This is a genomic window from Streptomyces ruber, from assembly GCF_014648075.1.
In the GTDB taxonomy this organism is placed as follows: Bacteria; Actinomycetota; Actinomycetes; order Streptomycetales; family Streptomycetaceae; genus Streptomyces; species Streptomyces ruber.
Map to the genome: position 1 here is coordinate 265,239 of NZ_BMQK01000008.1, position 21,268 is coordinate 286,506.

Below are 21,268 nucleotides of genomic sequence, written 5' to 3' on the forward strand. Positions count from 1 at the left end.
CCGGCATGGACGACCTGACGAGTGAAGGAGTACGACGCGTGTCCCCTCTCTTTCCGGCCCTGGCCGACATCTCCCCGACCGCGGCCGACCGCCCCGCCCTGCGGTTCGGCGAGCGCTCCCTGACCTACGCGGAACTCGCCGCCGCGGCCGGCGCGACGGCCGGGCGGCTGCGGGGCGCGGACCGCGTGGCCGTGTGGGCGACCCCCACCCTGGAGACCGCGGTCGGCGTCGTCGCCGCGCTGCTCGCCGGGGTGCCCGCCGTCCCGCTCAACCCGAAGTCGGGCGACAGCGAGCTGGGGCACATCGTCAAGGACAGCGCGCCGCAGCTGGTCCTCACCTCACCGGAGGCCGAGCTCCCCTCCGCCCTCGCCCAGTTGGAGCGCGTCGACGTCGACGTCCAGGCGTCACCGCGCGAGACGCCGCTTCCCACCGGCCCGACCGCCGACCACCCCGCCCTCGTCGTCTACACCTCCGGCACCACCGGCCCGCCCAAGGGCGCCGTCATCCCCCGCCGGGCGATCGCCGCCACCCTGGACGCGCTGGCCGACGCCTGGCAGTGGACCGGCGACGACGTGCTCGTGCACGCTCTCCCCCTCTTCCACGTGCACGGGCTGATCCTGGGCGTCCTCGGGCCCCTGCGGCGCGGCGGGTCGGTGCGCCACCTCGGCCGGTTCGACACGGCGGGGGTCGCCCGCGAGCTGGACTCCGGCGCGACCATGCTGTTCGGCGTGCCGACGATGTACCACCGGCTCGCCGAGGCCCTGCCCGGCGACCCCGCGCTGGCCGCCGCGCTCGGCCGGGCGCGGCTGCTCGTCTCCGGTTCGGCGGCGCTGCCGGTGCACGACCACGAGCGGATCGCGGCGGCCACCGGACGGCGCGTCATCGAGCGGTACGGGATGACGGAGACGCTGATGAACACGAGCGTGCGCGCGGACGGCGAACCGCGCGCCGGAACCGTCGGCGTCCCGCTGCCCGGCGTCGAACTGCGGCTGGTGGAGGAGGACGGCACGCCCGTCGCGGCGTACGACGGGGAGACCGTCGGCGAGATCCAGGTACGCGGGCCGAACCTGTTCACCGAGTACCTGAACCGGCCGGACGCGACCGCCGCCGCGTTCGCTCCGGACGGCTGGTTCCGCACCGGCGACATGGCGGTCCGGGACCCCGACGGGTACGTGCGGATCGTCGGCCGCAAGGCCACCGACCTGATCAAGAGCGGTGGTTACAAGATCGGTGCGGGGGAGATCGAGAACGCGCTCCTCGAGCACCCCGCCGTCCGCGAGGCCGCCGTCACGGGCGAGCCGGACGACGACCTGGGCGAGCGGATCGTGGCGTGGGTGGTACCTGCGGACGCTCTCCACGACGACCTCGCCGCCGAACTCACCCGCCACGTCGCCGACCGCCTCGCCCCGCACAAGCGCCCCCGCACCGTGCGCTTCCTCGGTTCGCTCCCCCGCAACGACATGGGCAAGATCATGAAGCGGGCCCTGAAGGACGCTCAGAAGGACGTCCGGAAGGACGCCCTTGAGAACGTCTCCGGCCATGGCTGAGCGCCTGTCCGCCCGCGCGGTCATCGCCCTGGTCACGGACGACTTCGCTCCGCTCCCCGCACCCGCCGCCGGACCGCACGGCCTCGGCCCCGACGGCCCCCTCGGCTGGGAGGGGTACGACGACGCCCGCGCCCGCGCCGCCGCGCGCACCGGCGAGGAGGAGTCCGTCGTCTGCGGGCGGGCGGTGATCGGCGGAACGGCGGCGGTGGTGCTCGCCTTCGAGTTCGGCTTCCTGGGCGGGTCGCTCGGGGAGCGGACCGGGGACCGGCTGGAGGCGGCGTACACGTACGCGCGGGAGCACCGGCTGCCGGTCGTCCCGCTCGTCGCGACGGGCGGCAGCCGGATGCAGGAGGGCATGCGCGCGCTCGTCCAGCTCCAGCGCGTCGCCCGGCAGTCGGCGCTGACCCGGGCGGCGGGGCTGCCGCAGATCGCCGTCCTGCGCGATCCGACCACCGGCGGCGGCTGGGCCACGCTGGGCGCGGGCGCCGACGTGGTGCTGGCGCTGCCCGGCGCCCAGGTGGGCTTCGCGGGCTCCCGGGTCCGCCCGCCGGACGCGGACCCGGCGGCGTACACGGCACAGGCGCAGGTCGCGGCGGGCGCGGCGGACGCGCTCGTACGCCCCGAGGAGTTGCGGGAGACGCTGGCCCGGTGGCTGTCGCTGCTCACCTGGCGGTCACCGGAGCCCGCGCCGCCGCCCCACGCCCTCGGTGCCGGCGCCGGACTCCCGGCCACCGGCTGGGAGGCCGTGACCCGCGCCCGTTCCCCCGAGCGCCCCCGCGCCGAGGCCTACCTGGACGCCTACTTCACCCGGCGCGCGGCCATCAGCGGCGACCGCTGCGGCGGCACCGACCCCGGCATGCTGTGCGGCTTCGGCGAGCACGGGGGCCGGACCGTCGCCTACGCCGCCCAGAACGGGACCGCGATCCGGCCCGCCGGGTACCGTACGGCCACCCGGCTGGTCCGCCTCGCGGGACGGCTGGGCTTTCCCGTGCTGACCCTGGTGGACACCCCGGGCGCCGCCAACGACGCGGAGGCGGAGCGGCAGGGCGCGGGCGGTGCGATCGCGGACCTGTTCCGGGCGGTGGCCACCGCCCGGACGCCGGTCACCACACTGGTGATCGGCGAGGGCGGCTCGGGCGGAGCGCTCGCCCTGGCGGCGCCCGGCAACACCTGGGCCACCCCGGACAGTTACTTCTCGGTGATCGCGCCCGAACTCGCCGCCGCCATCCTCAAGCGCCCGGAGCACCAGGTGCGCGCGACGGCCGGCCAACTGCGTTTGCGGCCACAGGACTTGGTGGAACTGGGGATGGTACGGGGCGTCGTGGGGGCCGCGCACTCCGGCTGAGATCCGGCCGACGGGCGACCGCGGGACAGTATGTGTACGAACCATGTAGGGCCGTGCCCGCGGCCTGTCGGTAAAGCCGATGCCTCTGTACCGTGCGTGACACTAGGGTGGTCGAGAGTCACGAAGAACGAAACGGGGGCACAGTGGAAGGTCTTGTCGAGTTCACCACCGCCGACGGTGCCGTGATCACCGTCGAGGCCGCCGGCGACGAGAGCGGCTCACGGCTCGTCTCCCGCGGAGCCGACGGGGCGGTGCAGGCCACCCGCACCTTCGAGGGGGCGCTGGACGGCGTGCGGTCCGCCGCCTCCTCGGCGCTGCGGGTCTTCCGCGACGGGTCGCTGCGACCCGACGCAGTGGAGATCGAGTTCGGGGTGAGGCTCACCGCGGAGGCGGGTGCCCTGATCGCGAAGAGCGCGGTCGAGGGGCACCTGCTGGTCAAGCTCTCCTGGTCGCCCGGGCGGTCCGCCGACTCCCCGGAGACCCCCGCGGGCTCATGAGGACCGCGGCCTGGCACGCCAGGATCGTTTGCGGCCGCGACATCGGCGCCGGCTTCCTGGTGACCGAACGACACGTCCTCACCTGCGCCCATGTCGTCGCGGGCGCCGACAGGGAGAAGGTGAGCGTCTCCTTCGCGCACGCGCACGCCCATGCGCACACGCAGGAGCCCGCGCGCCGGCACGCGTACGAGCGTGAGCACGAGCACGAGCACGAGTACGAGCACGCACGACCGGCCGGGACCCCCGCCGCGATCCCCGCCCGGGTGATCGCCCACGGCGGCTGGAACGGCCACGACGCCGACCCGGGCGACCTCGCCGTCCTGGAGCTCGACCGCCCCGTCCCGTACCGGCCGGCCCGGTTCGCCGACCCGGCGGACGCCTACGGGGACCCGCCGCGCCGCCTGGTGACGTACGGCTTCCCCAAGCACTACGACGAGGGCACCCTCGCCGAGTACCGGGCGACCACGGACCAGCTCATCGCCGGCGAGTGGGTGCAGCTGGAGGCGTGGGCGCCGTACGGGCAGTCGCTCGTGCCCGGGTTCAGCGGCGCGGCGGTCACGCTCGCGGACAGCGGCCGGGTCGTCGGCATGGTGTCGTCGGCGGCGCGCGACCCCGGTGTCCGCAACGGGCGCATGCTGCCCGCGCACGTGATGGCCCGCTACTGGCCGCCGCTCGGCGACCTCGTCCCGACACCGGGCTACGACGAGCAGCAGAAGAGACGGCTGCGGCTGCTGGTCGAGGAGACCGCCCGGTCCGGCCCGCCGGACTGCGATCCCGGCCGGCTCTACCAGGAGGCCGTCGGCCTGCTCGGGCCCCTGCCGCCGCCGCACGGCTTCGTCTCCCTGTGGGACGCGGCCTGGTACCTGCTGTCGGAGGTGCGCGACGAGGAGGCGGTCGCCCGCTTCGCCGCCCGGCTCGCCGAGTACGCCGACGCCCCGACCCGGGCCGCGCTGCGGTCCTGGCCTCGCCCGCCCGCCCCGCACGGCGACCGGCGCGACACGGCCCCGGGAACGGGGGAGGCGTCCTTACGCGCCCCCGGCGCCCGCCCCTGGTCCCCCATCCTCGTCGAGCTGACGCCGAGCGGCTGCGGCACGGACGGGTCGGGCCGGGAGATGGTCCTGGCCGAGGTGTCCGCGTACATCGGCCGGCACCGCCGCGTGGTCGGCTCGCGCCGGCTGCCCGCCGACCGGGTCCGCCCGTACGTGCTGGAACGCATCGACGAGGCCTACCACGAGCTGGAGCCCCGCGCGCGGGAGCTGATCGCCTTCGTCCTGCCGCGCCGCTGGCTCAACCTGGACGTGGCGCACTGGCAGCGCAGCGCCGACGACGACAGCCCGCTCGGCGCCTTCGCCCCGCTCGTCGTCATGGACCTGGAGCGGCGCCGCAGCGGCGGACTCCAGCACAAGCTCCAGCAGAAGTGGCAGCACCTCGACGGCCGGCCCTCGGCCCGGCTGCACCGCATCGGCTGTGCCGGGACCGGCCAGGACCCGAAGAAGCTGACCGTCGGCCTGCGCCGCGCCGCCGACATGGTGGGCTTCGGTTTCCCGCCGCGCGCCGACGGCACCCGGCGGCTGTTCGGGGCGGGTCTGAACGCGCCCGTGCCGGTGATGCTGTGGCCGCGTTCCGGCTGCCGGGGACCGTCGCACGAGGACTGCCGGGGCAGCGCGTTCCTGGACCGCCTCGCCGAGCACCTGGCGGACCTCCCGCCGTCCGAACTCCCCGCGTACGTGCACGAGCTGCGGGAGACGGCCTACGCCTCGGAGTCCGCCGAGCCGCACTGGGCGGACGACCTGGCGCTGCTCTGGGAGGACCCCAGATGCCTGCCCGATCCCGTCGGCTACCAGCATTCGCCGGTCGGCTGACCGGCGACCTGAGTTCCGAGCCCCACGAGGAGCGACCCCCATGTCCCTGTGGCCCGTCTACACGGGTACGAGCGCCCCCCACGACGGCATCGAGAAGCTGCCCGCCCCGCCCCCGTGGCGGGCCTTCGACGGCGGCCCGCGGCTGCCCACCCCCGCCGATCACCAGGACGCCTCGGCCACCTCCGCCGACCGGCTGCACCGCGCCCGCACCTACCGCCCCACCGACCGGGCGGTGCAACTCGTCAACGCCGCCCTGTACCTGCGCCGGCCGCTGCTGGTGACGGGGCCGCCCGGCAGCGGCAAGTCGAGCCTCGCGTACGCCGTGGCACGGGAGCTGCGGCTCGGCCCGGTGCTGCGCTGGAACATCGCCAGCCGTACGACGCTGCGCGACGGCCTCTACCAGTACGACCCGCTGTCCCGGCTGTACGCGGCGGGGCGCGCCGCCGCGGCCGACGTGCCCCCGGACGGCGAGCTGGAGGACCATCTCCGGCTCGGCCCGCTGGGCACGGCCCTGCTGCCGTACGGCCGGCCGCGCGCCCTGCTCATCGACGAGATCGACAAGAGCGACCTGGACCTGCCGAACGACCTGCTGAACGTCCTGGAGGAGGGCCAGTACGAGATCCCGGAGCTGGTGCGCGCCGCCCGCCACACCCCCACGGCCGAGGTGATGGTCGACGGCACCGACGACCGGGTGACGGTGGCGCGGGGCCGGGTGCGCTGTCTGGCGTTCCCGTTCGTGGTGCTGACGAGCAACGGCGAGCGCGAGTTCCCGCCCGCGTTCCTGCGGCGGTGCGTCCGTCTCGAACTGCACCAGCCGCGGGACGCGCACCTGGAGCAGATCGTGCGGGCGCACCTCGGGGAGCCGGACGCCTACGCCCGCGACCTGATCGCCCGCTTCCTGTCCCGGGGGACGGACGGCGAGCTGGCGACGGACCAGCTGCTCAACGCCATCTACCTGACCGGCACCGCCGGCCTCGACGCGGTCTCCCGGGACGAGCTGGCGGAGCAGCTCATGCCGTACCTGAGCCGGTCGGGCGACGAGGCGGACACGTTCTGATGGAGCGTCACGGGGCGGACGGGACGGACTCGACGGCGGGCGGGGCGCCGGGCACCGGCCGGCTGGCCGATCTGCTCGCACGGGTACGGGGCGAACACCCGACCTCCCTGGAGCTCGCCGAACTGCTGTGGCTGGCCGGGCAGCTGCCGTCCCCGAAGACACCGCCGCACCCGGAGACACCGGCGGCCCCGGGGCCGCCGGCGCGCGAGGACCCGCCCGGCCCCGCAACCCCGCCACCGGCCACCGCCCCGGCCCCCGTCCCGCCGCCCCCGCCCGCCGAGCCGCCCCCCGCCGACGGCCGCGTCCCCCTCCACCTGACCGGCGGCGGCGCGACGGACGACGCCACCGCCCCGTACACCTCCCTGCTGGCCCCCGCGCCGCCGATGCTCTCCCACCCCCTGCCCCTCCAGCGGGCGCTGCGTCCCCTCAAACGCCGGGTCCCCGCCCCGTCCGGGCACGAGCTGGACGAGGAGGCGACCGCCCACCGCATCGCCCGTCTCGGCGCGGAGCCCCGGTGGTGGCTGCCCGTGCTGCGCCCGGCCGCCGAACGCTGGCTGACGCTGCGCCTCGTGCACGACAGCGGCCCGACCATGCCGGTGTGGCGCCCCCTCGTCCGTGAACTGCGGGGCGCCCTCGCCCAGTCCGGCGTGTTCCGCACGGTGGTGTCGCACCGGCTGGCGGCCGACGGCACCGTACGGGGGTGGAGCGGCCACGAGTCGTACGCCGACGGCCGCACGGTCACCCTGCTCGTCAGCGACTGCATGGGGCCGCAGTGGCGGGGCGGCCCGGCGGGCCGGCGCTGGTACGCGACGCTGCGGCGCTGGGCGGCCCGCATGCCGGTGGCCGTGGTGCAGCCGCTCCCGGAGCGCCTGTGGCGCACCACCGCGCTGCCCGCCGAGCCCGCGCGCGTCGCCTCGCCGTGGCCGGCGGCCCCCAACACGGTGTACGAGGCGGACGGGTACGCGACGGACACGTCCGCCCCCGGCGCGCTCGTCCTCCCGGTCCTGGAGCCCGCCGCGCCCTGGCTGGCGAACTGGTCGAAACTCCTGACCGGCGTCGGACCGGTCCCCGGTTCCGTCGCCCTGCTGCCGCCCCAGCCGCCGCCGGACCCGGTCGACGACCAGGGGCGGGCGGACGTGGACCGGCTGACCGCCGAGGAACTCGTCCTGCGCTTCCGCTCCCTGGCCTCCCCCGAGGCGTTCCGGCTGGCCGGCCATCTCGCCGTCGGCCGCCCGGAGCTGCCGGTGATGCGTCTGGTCCAGGCCGCGGTCGAGGCGCACCCGCGGCCGCAGCACCTGGCGGAGGTGATCCTCAGCGGCATGCTCACCACGGAGCCCGGCCCGCCGGGGACGTACGCCTTCCGGCCGGGCGTACGGGAGCTGCTGCTGCGCACGCTGCCCCGCACCGCCCACAGCCGCACCGCCGGACTGCTCGCGCGGGTCGGTGCGCTGATCGACGAGCGGGCCGGGCTGGCGGCCGGCGAGTTCGCGGTCGCGGCCCCCGGGAACGGCGGCGCGGCCGTGCGGGGCGAGCCGTTCGCGACGGTCAGCGAGGAGGGGGTGCGGCGGCTCGGGGGCGCTCCGGCGGGCCGGGCGCCGGAGCACGGCCGGGACGAGCCCGCCGGGACGCTCCTCACGGTGACGCTCGACTCCCCGCACGCGCACCCGCGCGCCCACCGCGCCCTCGGCCGTCTCCTGCCCTGGCTGCTGGCCCTGAGCGGCCTGGACCCCGACGCGTACGAACCGGGCGGGCACGACGAGGGGGACGCGGCGTACACGGCCCTGCTGGCGTCCGGCGCGTCCGTGCCGCGCCTCCTGGAGGTGCTGGAACGGGAACTGCCGCCCGCGCTGCGGGAGCTGGACGACCCGCCGGGGGTCCGCGTCGCGCTCCGGCGTCCCGTCCGCACGTTCCCGGCCGAGGACGTCCCCGTTCCGGACGGCACCCCCGCGGGCGTCGTGGTCGTCCTCTCCCCGTCCCTGCACCGGGAGCTGGAGCCCGCGGACGCGGCCCGCTTCCGGCCCGTCGCCGGTCCGTCCCCGGACGGGCCGCCCCGTGCCTGGTACCTCCCGCTGGCCCTCCCGGAGCGCGGCCCGGAGACCGGGTTCCGCGACCTGGTGCGCGGTCCCTTCACCGCGCCCTCCGCCGCCCTGGTCCGCCCGCCCGAACCGGGCCGCACCGCCGTCGTGCCCGTGCCGTCCGCCGGCCCGTCCCCGGTCACGTACCACGAGGTGGACCTGACCACCCACCACAGCACCCACCAACTGCTGCTGCCCAGCGCCGACCGCAGCACGTTCGTGGCGGCGGCCGAGCTGTCCTGGCACGTGGACGATCCCGTGGCCTTCGTGCGCGGCGGGGTGACGCGAGTGCCGGGGCGGCTGTACGAGCACCTGGCGCGCGAGGCGGCGCGCATCAGCCGGCGCCACCCGCTGCGCTGGGCCGGTGCCGCCCAGCGCGCGATCCACCAGGGACTGGCCGACTGGCCGGTGCCGGGGCTCGCGGTGACGTGCGCGGTACGGCTCTCCTCCGGCCCGGCGCCGCGGCTGGAGCGGTGGGACACCTCGACGAGCACCACGGCGGCGTCCGACGCCCTGGCCCTGGTCCTCGCCGACACCGAGTCCGTGCTCCTGGGTTTCCAGGGCACCCTGGCCGTCGTCCCGTCGAACCGCCGGTCGCGGATGACCAAGGCGCTCGCCACGCGCCTCGTGGAGCTGCGCCACCCGGACGACGCGCTGCGGGGCGAGCGGCTGCGGCGGGGCGGGCCCGCGCCGGTCCAGGACGGGCACGCCGACCCGCTGGACCTGCTGCGCGCGCTCGCGCAGCACCGGCTGGCCCCCGAGCTGAGCGGCGCGCTGGACGAGATCGAGCAGCGCAACCTGGGCGCGGCCCAGCCCCTCGCCTTCTCCGGTCCCCTGGTGTACGCGCTGGCCGACCGGGGTCTCGGGGTGGCCGTCGTCACGGACCACTCGGCGCGCGCGGTCTCCGCCTACCTGGCGCGGCGCGGGCTGACCGGGTCGGTGTCCGGCGGGGTCCACGGCCGTTCCCACGTCCCGCTCCGCCTGATGCCGGACCCCGAGTGCCTGCTGCGGGCGCTGGACCGGCTGGGGACCGCGGCGGACGACGCCATACTGGTCGGCTCCTCGGTCGCCGAGTTCACCGCCGCGTCGGCCATCGGGCTGCCCTTCGTCGGTCACGCCGCCGACCGGTCGGCCGCACGGCAGTTGCGTGAGGCGGGCTGCCGCTGCGTGATCACCTCTCTGGAGCCGCTGCTGCGCGCGGTCCGTCCGTCCTGACCCCCGGCGTTCCCGCGAGCGGAATCACCCGTCCGGCGGCAACCCGTCCGGCCCCTCACGGAAGGCGCCCCGCGCGCGTGCCCCGCACGATTCAGGGGAGACCGCAACTCACGGCCCGTCACGGTCTGTGCTCTCGGGAGGATTCGCCATGACCGCCAGTCTGGACCAGCTGCGCCGCTGCCATTTCGCCGTCGACCTGGGCGCTGCCAGGAGCCGCGTCTACATCAAGGGCTCCGGCCTCGTCGTCGACCAGCCGAGCGTGGCCGCCGTGAACACGAGGACCGGTGCGCTGATCGCGGTGGGCGAGCTGGCCGAGCGGATGAACGGCCGTACGCCCGACTACATCCGTGTGGTGCGGCCGGTGTCGGGGGGCAGTGTCGTCGACATCGAGATGGCCCAGCGGATGCTGCGCCAGCTGATCGGCGACCGGATGCGCCGCACGCTCCGCCGCAAGCCCTTCCTGCGCGCCGCGGCCTGTACCCCGCACGGTTCGGACCCGCTCGCCCGGCGGGCGACGATCGAGACGCTGGTCGGCCTCGGGGCCCGGCGCGTGGAGCTCGTCGACACGCTCATCGCGGCGGCGGTCGGCTGCGAACTGCCGGTGGAGCGTCCGGAGGCCACGATGGTGATGGTGTGCGGCGCGGCCGCCACCCAGCTCGCGGTCCTCTCGCTCGGCTCGATCGTGACGGCCCAGCGCGTCCCGGTGGGCGGCGAGGCCGTCGACCACGCGATCGTGCAGCACCTGCGCCACCAGCACGAGCTGATGCTGCCGAGCCAGTCGGTACGGCCGCTCCAGGTCGCCCTCTCCGGCAACGGGCTCACCGCGCAGGGGCCCGCCTTCACCGACATCCACGGACGGGACGTGGCGACCGGGCTCGCCCGCTCGGTGCGGGTGAACACCGCGGCCGTGCGCGACGCCATCCAGACCCCGCTGACCGCGATCCTCGACGGCGTCGGCAAGGTGCTCCGGGAGTGCCCGCCCGACCTGGTCGCCGATCTCGCCGACCGGGGGATCGTGATGGTCGGCGGGAGCGCGCTGCTGCCGGGCCTGGACCAGATGCTGCGGCAGGCGACGGGCATGCCGGTGAACATCGCCGAGCGTCCCGACGTGTGCGCGATCGAGGGCCTGGGGGCCATGATGGAGGGGCGGATCCAGCCGCTGGAGCTGCACAAGCTGACGCGCTGAGCCCCGGCCGGACGCACGGTCAGTAGGGCAGCACCCGTCCGGACGGCGTCCGCCGGTCGACGGGGGTCTCGCGCGGGGCGGAGGGCCGGCGGCTGGTCTGGATGCGGATCCGGCGGTTCATGACGGCCTCCCGATGGTGTGCCCGTTGCGTCCCTGTGGCTGGCGTGTACGTGTCCGTGCGTGCCCGTGTCTGTCCGTACGTGTCCGTCCTCCGCCTTATGCGATCAGCCTCGCCTCGCCTGCGCGACCTGGTACATCCGTGCCCACGGGAGCACCCGCCATGCCTCCACGGAACGGAGTCCTCGGTTCGGATGCGTTCCGGGGCGCTCCAAGGGCCCCGCTCCGGGCGCTCCGGACAGCTCCGTCCGCTCCGTGCGAGCCGCCGCGCGTCACGGCCCCTCGGGGGCGCCCGGCGCCGTGGCCCGCGCCTCCCGTGCGACAGGGCGGGCCCGGACATGCCTCCGCCCCGGACTGGCGAATACCAGCCGGGGCGGACGATGAGGCAGCTCACATCGTTTCTGCACGCGAGGTGCCGAGTGGGGCGGGTGGGACTCGAACCCACGGCCGACGGATTATGAGTCCGCTGCTCTAACCGGCTGAGCTACCGCCCCGATACGGCGCGCCGCGTACATGTGTGCGCGCCGTCTGCCGCAGCATAGCCGCTCATACGATCTCCTGCTTCGGATGGTCGGCTTCACCTGCCCATCAGGACTTCACCAGGGGTTCAGCGGTTCCGCCGGGCAGGGAACGGGACATGAAAAAGGACCCCTGAAGGGGTCCTCGTTCGGGCTGCTCCCCCGACTGGACTCGAACCAGTAACCTGCCGGTTAACAGCCGGCTGCTCTGCCAATTGAGCTACAGGGGATCGAGCTCCCCCGACTGGACTCGAACCAGTAACCTGCCGGTTAACAGCCGGCTGCTCTGCCAATTGAGCTACGGAGGAATGCCTCGGTGCATCGAACGTACCTACCTGGGTATCCGCCAGGGGGCGCGCGCTCGCTGCGACACATACATTAGCGCAAGCAGGGGGGTGCTCCGCCAATCGGTACTCCTGTGCGAGTGCCGCAGCAGTTCGCAGGATGATCGGAACCGACGCAGACGCAAGGAAGGTGGCCGCCATGCTCTACCGGCTCACGTTCGTCGCCGGACTGGCCCTGGGCTACGTGCTGGGCACGCGGGCCGGGCGGGAGCGTTACGAGCAACTGAAGAAATCAGCCCGCCAGGTGGCACAGAACCCCGCGGTGCGGAACACCGCGGAGTCGGCCGCCCAGCAGGGACGCTCGATCGCCGGCAAGGCATACCACGCGGTGAGCGAGAAGGTGGGCGACCGCATGCCCGACTCGGTCGCCGGGCGGGTGAAGACCCTGCGCGAGCGCCACGCGGCCGGCAGCGGCGCGGACGACTGGGGCACCAGCAGGACCTGAGGCGACGGCCGGGGATCACGGACCGCGGGGCACCGGGTGACACTCGTCACCCGGTGCCCCTGCCGTCTCCCCGCACACCGGGCGGCACGCCCACCTCTTCCCGTACGGCAGAATTTCTGCCATGGGGATAGTCGCCGGGCTGGACAGTTCGCCGGATTTCACGCGCATCGTCGTCTGTGACACGGACAGCGGGGCTGTCCTGCGGCAGGGATACGCCGCGCACCCATTGGAGAGGACCGAGAGCGGCGGCCGTCCCTCCGACGTCGATCCGCAGGCGTGGCTGCTGTCCCTGGGCGAGGCGGCCGGCGGCGGGCTCCTGGAGGGCGTGCAGGCGATCGGGGCCTCGGCGCAGCAGAACGGGCTGGTCCCGCTCGACGCGCAGGGCAACACCGTGCGGCCCGCGCTCGTCGGCGGTGACAAGCGGGCCCAGGTCGCCGCCGCCGACCTGGTCGACGGGCTCGGCGGGCGGCACGCCTGGGCCGAGGCCGTGGGCTCTGTGCCGCAGGCCGCGCAGCCGGTGACCAAGCTGCGCTGGCTGGCACGGAGCGAGCCGGAGAACGCGGCGCGGACGGCGGTGCTGCTCCAGGCCCACGACTGGCTGGTGTGGCAGCTGCTGGGACGGCCGGTGAGACGGACCACGGACCGGGGCGGCGCCTCCGGCACCGGGTACTGGTCGGCGGCGACCGGCGCGTACCGCACCGACCTCGTCGAGCTGGCGCTCGGGCACCAGGCGATGCTGCCCGAGGTGCTCGGGCCCGCCGAGGCGGCCGGTACGACGCCGGAGGGGCTGCTGATCTCCGCCGGCACCGGCGAGACCATGGCCGCCGCCTTCGGGCTGGGGATCGGGCTGGGGGACGCGGTGGTGTCCCTCGGCGCCTCCGGGTCCGTGATGGCCGTGCACCCCGAGGCCCTGGTCGACTCCAGCGGAATGATCACCTCGCTGGCCGACGCGACGGGCATGCACCTGCCCGTGGTCACCACCCTCAACGCCGTACGGACGCTGCGCGGCGCCGCCGAGCTGCTCGGGGTGCCCGATCTGGAGACCCTGTCCGACCTGGCGATGAAGTCGACGCCGGGTTCGCACGGGCTGGTGCTGCTGCCGTACCTGGAGGGCGAGCGCACCCCTTACCTGCCGCACACCGCGGGCACGCTGACCGGGCTGCGGCGGGAGTCGATGCGGCCGGAACACTTCGCGCGGGCCGCGTTCGAGGGCATGCTGTGCGGGCTCGCGGACGCGCTGGACGTGCTGCGCGGGCGTGGTGTCGACGTCCGGCGGATCTTCCTGCTGGGGGCGGTGGCGGAGCTGCCGGCCGTGCAGGCGGCGGCGCCCGCGCTGTTCGGGGCGCAGGTGGTCGTGCCGCAGCCCGGCGACTACGCGGCGATCGGCGCGGCCCGGCAGGCGGCCTGGGCGCTCGGCGTCTCGCAGGGCACCCTCGACCCGCACACCCCGCCGGCCTGGCGCGGCGCGCCCGCGCAGGTCCTGGAGCCGGGCGAGGAGCTGGCCGTGGGCCAGGCGGTGCGCCAGCAGTACGTGTCGGTGCGCGAGCAGACGCACCCGGGGGCGTTCCGGACGTGAACCCGCGACAGGCCACGGCAGGGCGCGAACGCCCGGCGCGGGCGCGCGCATTGACGGGACGCGCCCGTCCGACGACGTAGGCACATGGACCGAGCACGGACGGTCCATGGTCCCCTCTCGGCTTAATCGGTTGAGGTAACACCGGGGGAGTGTCTGACGATGGGGGGTGGTGCTTCCCATCCCTCCTCGACGACGAGAGACCTCGCGTGCTCATAAGACTGTTGCGGACCTATCTGAGCCCGTACAAGAAACCCATAGCGTTCCTGGTGCTGCTGCAGCTCGTGCAGACGTGTGCCACCCTCTACCTGCCCCAGCTGAACGCCGACATCATCGACGAGGGCGTGGTGGCCGGGGACACCGGTTACATCCTGTCCCACGGCGCCGTGATGGTCGGCATCTCGCTCGCCCAGGTCGTGTGCAACGTCGGTGCCGTGTACTTCGGTGCCCGCACGGCGTCCGCGGTCGGCCGGGACGTACGGGCGGCCGTGTTCGACCGGGTGCAGTCGTTCTCCGCCCGTGAGGTCGGCCAGTTCGGTGCGCCCTCGCTGATCACCCGGACCACGAACGACGTCCAGCAGGTGCAGATGCTGGCCCTGATGACGTTCACGCTGGTGGTGTCGGCGCCGATCATGTGCGTGGGCGGCATCGTGATGGCCCTCGGCCTGGACGTGCCGCTGTCCGGGGTGCTGCTGGCCGTCGTCCCGGTGCTCGGCATCTCGGTGAGCCTCATCGTGCGGCGGCTGCGGCCCCTGTTCCGCTCCATGCAGGACCGGCTCGACACCGTGAACCGGGTGCTGCGCGAGCAGATCACCGGCAACCGTGTGATCCGTGCCTTCGTCCGCGACACCTACGAGAAGGAGCGTTTCGGCACGGCCAACGACGAACTCGTGGACGTCTCCCTCGGCACCGGGCGGCTGCTGGCGCTGATGTTCCCGATCGTCATGACGGTGGTGAACCTGTCCTCCATCGCGGTCGTGTGGTTCGGCGCGCACCGGATCGACAGCGGCGGGATGGAGATCGGCGCGCTGACCGCGTTCCTCGCCTATCTGATGCAGATCGTCATGTCCGTGATGATGGCCACCTTCATGTTCATGATGATGCCGCGCGCGGAGGTGTGCGCCGAGCGCATCCAGGAGGTGCTGCGCACCGACAGCAGTGTCGTGCCGCCCGCCGAGCCGGTACGGGAGCTGCGGCGGCGCGGGACGCTGGAGATCCGTGGCGGCGGGTTCCGCTACCCGGGTGCCGAGGAGCCGGTGCTGCGGGGCATCGACCTGGTGGCCCGGCCGGGCGAGACCACGGCGGTCATCGGGTCGACGGGCAGCGGCAAGTCCACCCTGCTCGGTCTCGTCCCCCGGCTGTTCGACGCGACCGAGGGCGAGGTGCTGGTGGACGGGGTGGACGTGCGGACCCTCGATCCGGCGCTGCTGGCGCGGACGGTCGGTCTGGTGCCGCAGAAGCCGTACCTGTTCGCGGGCACCGTCGCCACCAACCTGCGGTACGGCAATCCGGACGCCACCGACGAGGAGCTGTGGCACGCGCTGGAGGTGGCGCAGGCGAGGGAGTTCGTGGCGGGCCTGGAGCAGGGGCTGGACTCGCCGATCGCGCAGGGCGGCACGAACGTGTCGGGCGGCCAGCGGCAACGTCTCGCCATCGCCCGCACCCTGGTCCAGCGCCCGGAGATCTACCTCTTCGACGACTCCTTCTCCGCCCTCGACTACGCCACGGACGCGGCGCTGCGCTCCGCGCTGACCGCGGAGACCGCCGAGGCCACCGTCGTGATCGTCGCCCAGCGGGTGTCGACCATCCGGGACGCCGACCGGATCATCGTCCTCGACGAGGGCCGGGTCGTGGGCACGGGCCGGCACCACGAGCTGATGGACGGCAACGAGACCTACCGGGAGATCGTGCTCTCCCAGCTCACGGAAGCGGAGGCTGCCTGATGGCCGGGCCGATGGGACGAATGATGGCCGGGGGCGGCCCCGATCAGCGGTCCATGGACTTCAAGGGGTCGGGCAAACGGCTGCTCGCGCAGTTCCGCCCCGAGCGGACCACCATGCTGGTGATGCTCTCCTGCGCCGTGCTGAGCGTCGGTCTGTCGGTGCTGGGCCCGTGGATCCTGGGCCGGGCGACGGACCTCGTGTTCGCGGGCGTCATCGGAGGGCGGATGCCCGCGGACGCCACCAAGGACCAGGTCCTCGCGTCGATGCGGGAGCGCGGGGAGGGCCGCGTCGCCGACATGCTGAGCGGCACGGACTTCACCCCCGGCGAGGGCATCGACTTCGGCGCCGTGGGGAACGTCCTGCTGCTGGCGCTGTGCGTGTTCGCCGGGGCGGGGCTGCTGATGGCGGCGGCGACCCGGCTCTCCAACCGGGCCATCAACCTGACGGTCGGCCGGATGCGCGCCGACCTCCAGGCGAAGCTGTCCCGGCTGCCGCTGTCGTACTTCGACCGGCGGCAGCGCGGCGAGGTGCTCAGCCGCGCGACGAACGACATCGACAACATCGGCCAGACGCTCCAGCAGTCGCTCGGCCAGCTGGTGAACTCGCTCCTGACCATCGTGGGCGTGCTGGTGATGATGTTCTGGGTCTCCCCGCTGCTCGCCCTGGTGGCGCTGGTGACCGTACCGCTGTCGCTCGTCGTCGCGACGAGGGTCGGCAAGCGCTCGCAGCCGCACTTCGTGCAGCAGTGGCGGACGACGGGGGCGCTCAACGCGCACATCGAGGAGATGTACTCCGGGCACACGCTGGTGAAGGTGTTCGGGCGGCAGGAGGAGTCGGCGAAGCAGTTCGCCGAGGAGAACGAGCGGCTGTACGAGGCCGGGTTCAGGGCGCAGTTCAACAGCGGGATGATGCAGCCGCTGATGATGTTCGTCTCGAACCTGAACTACGTGCTGGTGGCGGTGGTCGGCGGGCTCCGGGTCGCCTCGGGCGCCCTGTCGATCGGCGACGTGCAGGCCTTCATCCAGTACTCCCGGCAGTTCTCGATGCCGCTGACGCAGGTGGCGTCGATGGCGAACCTGGTGCAGTCCGGGATCGCGTCGGCCGAGCGGATCTTCGAGCTGCTGGACGCGGAGGAGCAGGAGCCGGACCCGCGCCCGGAGGCGGCGGCGCGTCCCGCGGAACTGCGCGGGCGGGTGGCGCTGGAGAAGGTCTCCTTCCGCTACGAGCCCGACAAGCCGCTGATCGAGGACCTGTCGCTGACGGTGGAACCCGGCCGGACGGTGGCGATCGTCGGCCCCACGGGAGCGGGCAAGACCACCCTGGTCAACCTGCTCATGCGGTTCTACGAGGTGACGGGCGGGCGGATCACGCTGGACGGCGTGGACATCGCGAGGATGTCGCGGGACGAACTCCGGGCCGGCATCGGCATGGTGCTCCAGGACACCTGGCTGTTCGGCGGCACGATCGCGGAGAACATCGCGTACGGCGCCGCGCGCGAGGTCACACGGGAGGAGATCGAGGAGGCGGCGCGGGCGGCGCACGCGGACCGGTTCGTGCGGACGCTGCCGGACGGGTACGACACGGTGATCGACGACGAGGGCTCGGGGGTGAGCGCGGGCGAGAAGCAGCTCATCACGATCGCGCGGGCGTTCCTGTCGGACCCGGTGATCCTCGTGCTGGACGAGGCGACGAGTTCGGTGGACACCCGGACGGAGGTCCTGATCCAGAAGGCGATGGCGAAGCTCGCCCACGGCCGGACGTCCTTCGTGATCGCCCACCGTCTGTCCACGATCCGGGACGCGGACACGATCCTGGTGATGGAGGACGGGGCGATCGTGGAACAGGGGGCGCACGAGGAGCTGCTGGCCGCGGGCGGTGCGTACGCGCGGCTGTACGCCGCCCAGTTCGCGCAGGCGGTGGCGGAGGTGGACTGAGAGCGCCCGCCTCCGCCGGGGCTCCGTACCGTGCCCCGGCGGGGGGCGGCGCCGTCAGTCCAGATAGCCGCGCAGCTGGTCCGCGAACGCGTGGTCCCGCAGTTTGTTGAGGGTCTTCGACTCGATCTGGCGGATGCGTTCGCGGGTCACGCCGAAGATGCGGCCTATCTCCTCCAGCGTGCGCGGGCGGCCGTCCACCAGGCCGTAGCGGAGCTGCACCACCTTGCGTTCCCGCTCGCCCAGCGTGGACAGCACCGCCTCCAGGTGCTCCCGCAGCAGCAGGAACGCGGCCGACTCGACCGGGCTCGTCGCGTCGCCGTCCTCGATCAGGTCGCCGAGGGCGACGTCGTCCTCCTCGCCGACCGGGGCGTGCAGCGACACCGGCTCCTGGGCGAGGCGCAGCACCTCGCCGACCCGCTCGGGCGGCAGGTCGAGGTGGGCGGCCACCTCCTCCGGGGAGGGTTCGTAGCCCCGTTCCTGCAGCATGCGGCGCTGGACGCGGACCACCCGGTTGATCAGCTCGACCACGTGGACCGGGACCCTTATCGTCCGGGCCTGGTCGGCGAGGGCCCGGGACATGGCCTGGCGGATCCACCAGGTCGCGTACGTCGAGAACTTGTAGCCGCGGGCGTAGTCGAACTTCTCGACCGCCCGGATCAGGCCGAGGTTGCCCTCCTGGACCAGGTCCAGCATCGTCAGGCCGCGGCCCACGTACCGTTTGGCCACCGAGACCACCAGGCGCAGGTTCGCCTCGATCAGGCGCCGCTTGGCCATGCGGCCCATGACGACCAGCCGGTCCAGGTCCAGGGCCAGTTCGCTGTCCAGATCGGGCGTGCTGCCCAGCTTCTCCTCCGCGAACAGGCCGGCCTCCACGCGGCGGGCCAGTTCGACCTCCTCGGCGGCCGTCAGCAGCGGGATGCGGCCGATCTCACGGAGGTACTGGCGGAACAGGTCGGAGGACGGGCCGCTGGTCTCGGCGCGGGTGCGGGACGCGTCCGCCGGTTCGACGGGTTCGGGATCGGGCGCCTCGGCCTGGTCGAGCGCGTCCGACGGCGGTTCGTCGGGCTCCGGTGACGCGTCCCGCGGTTCCGTCTCGGGATGGTGCGCGACACGGCTCTGCGAGGGCACCGCCGTGACGACGGCGGAATCCGCGTCGGGCTCCGTACCGTCCGCACCGATGTCGGTCTGGGTGAGGGTCTGGGTCTGCACGGGGGCGACCTCCAGGAATGTCGCTGCCCGGACGCGCGGCAGCGGTAGGTCGGGGATGGCGTCGCCGGCCTCGCCGCCGGCCATCCCGTAGTCGATGAGCGGAATCGCGGGGGTCACGGACCCGTCGGGGACGGATCGGCCGCGCTCCGAGGACTCAGGCACCGGAACCCAGTGTGGAGTACGACACATCGCCGCCACGAGGGGCGTGCGGTGACTTTTTGAGTCCGGTCCGTGACCACCCGGTTACCCTGACGTTCGAGTAGGCAGCCGCCCGCGGGCGAAACACCTTGAATGGCGGACGACGGTTTCGGGGTCGGGTGTCAGAGCGCTTCCGCGCCGCGTTCCCGCAGGGCCTGGTCGTACTGCTGGAGGATCCACAGCTCGTTCTGCGCGGCGGCCAGGGCGGCCGGGTCGCCCGCGGCCGAGAGCCGGGCGACCGTGGACTGGAGGTCGCGGACGCGGCGTTCGACGGCCCGGCGGCGGACCGTGACGAGCTGTTCGCCCGCGTAGTGCTCGTCGACCGTGCGGCGCATGATCGGTTCCACGGCCAGTTCGGTGACCATCGCCCGGACCGAGTCGTCCGGGGCCGCCTCGCGCGCCAGGACGAGGTAGTCCTGCGGGGAGTGGACGCCGTACTCCGCGCCGCCCGCGTCCGCGATGACCTGGCGCACGGCGGCGTACGGCGCGGCGGTGAACTCGTCCACCTCGAAGGCGTCGAACGCCGGGGAGACCAGCTCGGGGCGCTGGAGCGCCAGTTTGAGGAGTTCGCGTTCCGTCTTCGCGGCCGGGTTGCGCAGGGTCAGGGGCGGGCCCGCGAAGGGCCGGCTCGGCGCCGTGACCGCCTCCGGTCCGCGGGCCGTGCGCGGTGCCGGCCCCTCGTTCCTGCCCGCGCCGCGCCGCGCCAGGTAGCCGACGCGGTCCACCACGAACTCCGGGTCCAGGATGCCGACCAGGCCCGCGAGTTCGACCGCCATCTCGCGGCGCGCGGTGCGCTCCTTGATGCGGGCGGCCACGGGTGCCGCCTCGTCCAGGGCCGCCGCGCGGCCGCCGGGGGTGTCGAGGTCGTAGCGCCGCACGATCTGCTGGAGCGCGAACTTGAACAGCGGGGTCCTCGGCTCGACCAGGTCGGCGACCGCCTCGTCGCCCTTCATCAGGCGCAGGTCGCAGGGGTCCATGCCGTCGGGCGCGATGGCGATGTACGTCTCGGCGGCGAACTTCTGGTCGTCCTCGAAGGCGCGCAGGGCCGCCTTCTGCCCGGCCGCGTCGCCGTCGAAGGTGAAGATCACGCGGGCCGAGCCGTTGTCCATCAGCAGCCGGCGCAGGATCTTGATGTGCTCGCCGCCGAAGGCCGTGCCGCAGGTCGCGATGGCGGTGGTGACGCCGGCCAGGTGGCAGGCCATGACGTCGGTGTAGCCCTCGACGACGACCGCCCGGCTGCTCTTGGCGATCTCCTTCTTGGCCAGGTCGATGCCGTACAGGACCTGGGACTTCTTGTAGATCGCCGTCTCGGGGGTGTTCAGGTACTTGGGACCGTTGTCCGCCTCGTACAGCTTGCGCGCGCCGAAGCCGACGACCTCGCCGCCGATGTCGCGGATGGGCCACATCAGGCGGCCGCGGAAACGGTCGATGGGGCCGCGGCGGCCCTCCTGGGAAAGGCCGGAGAGGACCAGCTCCTTGTCGGTGAAGCCCTTGCCGCGGAGGTAACGGGTGAGGTGGTCCCACCCTTGCGGGCTGTAGCCGACGCCGAAGTGCTCGGCCGCCGCCTGGTCGAAGCCGCGCTCGGCGAGGAACGTGCGGCCGGTGTCCGCCTCGGGGCTGGTGGCCAGCTGCTCGGCGTACCACTGGGCGGCCAGCTTGTGCGCCTCGACCAGGCGGATGCGCTCGCCGCGCTGGTGGGCGGGGTTGTAGCCGCCCTCCTCGTAGCGCAGGGTGATCCCGGCCTGGGCGGCGAGGCGCTCGACGGCCTCCGAGAAGGACAGGTGGTCGACCTTCATCACGAACGTGATGGTGTCGCCGCCCTCCTGGCAGCCGAAGCAGTGGAAGAGCCCCTTGCTGGGGCTGACCTGGAAGGACGGCGACTTCTCGTCGTGGAACGGGCACAGGCCCTTGAGGTTGCCGCCGCCCGCGTTGCGCAGCTGGAGGTACTCGGACACCACGGCGTCGATCGGGACCGCGTCCCGTACCGCCTTCACGTCCTCGTCGTTGATCCGTCCTGCCACGCGTGAATTCTACGGGGACCCGCCGACACCCTCGCCGTGTGTCCGGAGTGCGTCGCCGCACCCCGGACGCACGGCCCGCGACCGCCTAGGGTCTGTTGCGAAAGTGGATCTTGTTCGTTGATGATCACGTCCTGTGGGACGTGGGGATCTGACAAACGACCAGTGGGCCCGGCTTGAGCCTC

13 protein-coding genes and 3 tRNA genes are annotated in these 21,268 nt (G+C 73.8%); 11 read left to right on the plus strand and 5 right to left on the minus strand.

The features are described from left to right. Window positions 1-38 precede the first annotated feature (38 nt). The 7 genes from IEZ04_RS19680 to IEZ04_RS19710 all read left to right on the plus strand — a co-directional run bounded on the left by IEZ04_RS19680 (window position 39) and on the right by IEZ04_RS19710 (window position 10,784). On the plus strand, window positions 39-1,547 hold the full coding sequence (locus IEZ04_RS19680) for an acyl-CoA synthetase (protein ID WP_189218207.1): 1,509 nt from the start codon (window positions 39-41) through the stop codon (window positions 1,545-1,547). After that, on the plus strand, window positions 1,540-2,892 hold the full coding sequence (locus tag IEZ04_RS19685; RefSeq protein WP_189218208.1) for a carboxyl transferase domain-containing protein: 1,353 nt from the start codon (window positions 1,540-1,542) through the stop codon (window positions 2,890-2,892). The genes IEZ04_RS19680 and IEZ04_RS19685 overlap by 8 nt, the downstream gene beginning before the upstream one ends. Before the next feature lie 143 nt (window positions 2,893-3,035). After that, window positions 3,036-3,389 (plus strand): CU044_2847 family protein, encoded by a 354-nt coding sequence (locus tag IEZ04_RS19690; protein WP_189218209.1) that lies wholly within the window; start codon window positions 3,036-3,038, stop codon window positions 3,387-3,389. Continuing rightward, complete coding sequence (locus IEZ04_RS19695; RefSeq protein ID WP_189218210.1) at window positions 3,386-5,251, plus strand: VMAP-C domain-containing protein; 1,866 nt, start codon at window positions 3,386-3,388, stop codon at window positions 5,249-5,251. The genes IEZ04_RS19690 and IEZ04_RS19695 overlap by 4 nt, the downstream gene beginning before the upstream one ends. A 40-nt stretch (window positions 5,252-5,291) precedes the next feature. Next, window positions 5,292-6,308: an AAA family ATPase gene (locus IEZ04_RS19700; protein ID WP_189218211.1), complete on the plus strand. Its 1,017-nt coding sequence runs from the start codon at window positions 5,292-5,294 to the stop codon at window positions 6,306-6,308. After that, complete coding sequence (locus IEZ04_RS19705) at window positions 6,308-9,598, plus strand: SAV_2336 N-terminal domain-related protein (RefSeq protein ID WP_189218212.1); 3,291 nt, start codon at window positions 6,308-6,310, stop codon at window positions 9,596-9,598. Before IEZ04_RS19700 ends, IEZ04_RS19705 begins: the two co-directional genes overlap by 1 nt. Window positions 9,599-9,746: 148 nt before the next feature. Continuing rightward, window positions 9,747-10,784, plus strand: coding sequence for a rod shape-determining protein (locus tag IEZ04_RS19710; RefSeq protein WP_189218213.1), 1,038 nt, complete (start codon window positions 9,747-9,749; stop codon window positions 10,782-10,784). Window positions 10,785-11,321: 537 nt separating this feature from the next. On the opposite strand, the gene IEZ04_RS19715 is transcribed toward IEZ04_RS19710, so the two are convergent. From IEZ04_RS19715 to IEZ04_RS19725, 3 genes are all read right to left on the minus strand, one after another. Continuing rightward, a tRNA-Ile gene (locus tag IEZ04_RS19715) sits at window positions 11,322-11,395 on the minus strand. A gap of 181 nt (window positions 11,396-11,576) precedes the next feature. Then, window positions 11,577-11,649 (minus strand) — tRNA-Asn (locus tag IEZ04_RS19720). A 5-nt stretch (window positions 11,650-11,654) separates the two neighbouring features. Continuing rightward, window positions 11,655-11,727, minus strand: a tRNA-Asn gene (locus IEZ04_RS19725). A gap of 175 nt (window positions 11,728-11,902) precedes the next feature. On the opposite strand from IEZ04_RS19725, the gene IEZ04_RS19730 reads away from it, so the two are divergent. From IEZ04_RS19730 to IEZ04_RS19745, 4 genes are all read left to right on the plus strand, one after another. Continuing rightward, window positions 11,903-12,208: a YtxH domain-containing protein gene (locus IEZ04_RS19730; protein ID WP_189218214.1), complete on the plus strand. Its 306-nt coding sequence runs from the start codon at window positions 11,903-11,905 to the stop codon at window positions 12,206-12,208. Between the two features lie 121 nt (window positions 12,209-12,329). Continuing rightward, a complete protein-coding gene (locus IEZ04_RS19735; RefSeq protein ID WP_189218215.1) occupies window positions 12,330-13,784 on the plus strand; it encodes a xylulokinase in 1,455 nt (484 codons plus the stop codon). A 206-nt stretch (window positions 13,785-13,990) separates the two neighbouring features. Then, a complete protein-coding gene (locus tag IEZ04_RS19740) occupies window positions 13,991-15,724 on the plus strand; it encodes an ABC transporter ATP-binding protein (RefSeq protein WP_189218216.1) in 1,734 nt (577 codons plus the stop codon). After that, the gene (locus IEZ04_RS19745) at window positions 15,724-17,658 is read left to right on the plus strand and encodes an ABC transporter ATP-binding protein (protein ID WP_189218217.1); all 1,935 of its coding nucleotides are present in this window, start codon (window positions 15,724-15,726) and stop codon (window positions 17,656-17,658) included. The genes IEZ04_RS19740 and IEZ04_RS19745 overlap by 1 nt, the downstream gene beginning before the upstream one ends. A gap of 54 nt (window positions 17,659-17,712) precedes the next feature. Here the strand turns inward: IEZ04_RS19745 and IEZ04_RS19750 are convergent, their stop codons facing one another. Together IEZ04_RS19750 and dnaG are read right to left on the minus strand one after the other, a co-directional pair. Beyond that, window positions 17,713-19,029 carry an RNA polymerase sigma factor gene (locus tag IEZ04_RS19750; protein ID WP_189218218.1) on the minus strand — a complete coding sequence of 439 codons (1,317 nt, stop codon included), beginning with the start codon at window positions 19,027-19,029 and terminating at the stop codon, window positions 17,713-17,715. Window positions 19,030-19,187: 158 nt separating this feature from the next. Continuing rightward, window positions 19,188-21,086, minus strand: coding sequence for a DNA primase (dnaG, locus tag IEZ04_RS19755; protein ID WP_189218219.1), 1,899 nt, complete (start codon window positions 21,084-21,086; stop codon window positions 19,188-19,190). Window positions 21,087-21,268: the final 182 nt, after the last annotated feature.

What these genes read in the sequence shown, in the direction of transcription:
- IEZ04_RS19745 (WP_189218217.1), top strand. Translation starts at nt 15,724, where the DNA reads ATGGCCGGGCCGATGGGACGAATGATGGCCGGGGGCGGCCCCGATCAG.
- IEZ04_RS19735 (WP_189218215.1), top strand. Translation starts at nt 12,330, where the DNA reads ATGGGGATAGTCGCCGGGCTGGACAGTTCGCCGGATTTCACGCGCATC.
- IEZ04_RS19685 (WP_189218208.1), top strand. Translation starts at nt 1,540, where the DNA reads ATGGCTGAGCGCCTGTCCGCCCGCGCGGTCATCGCCCTGGTCACGGAC.
- IEZ04_RS19695 (WP_189218210.1), top strand. Translation starts at nt 3,386, where the DNA reads ATGAGGACCGCGGCCTGGCACGCCAGGATCGTTTGCGGCCGCGACATC.
- IEZ04_RS19700 (WP_189218211.1), top strand. Translation starts at nt 5,292, where the DNA reads ATGTCCCTGTGGCCCGTCTACACGGGTACGAGCGCCCCCCACGACGGC.
- IEZ04_RS19710 (WP_189218213.1), top strand. Translation starts at nt 9,747, where the DNA reads ATGACCGCCAGTCTGGACCAGCTGCGCCGCTGCCATTTCGCCGTCGAC.
- IEZ04_RS19730 (WP_189218214.1), top strand. Translation starts at nt 11,903, where the DNA reads ATGCTCTACCGGCTCACGTTCGTCGCCGGACTGGCCCTGGGCTACGTG.
- IEZ04_RS19705 (WP_189218212.1), top strand. Translation starts at nt 6,308, where the DNA reads ATGGAGCGTCACGGGGCGGACGGGACGGACTCGACGGCGGGCGGGGCG.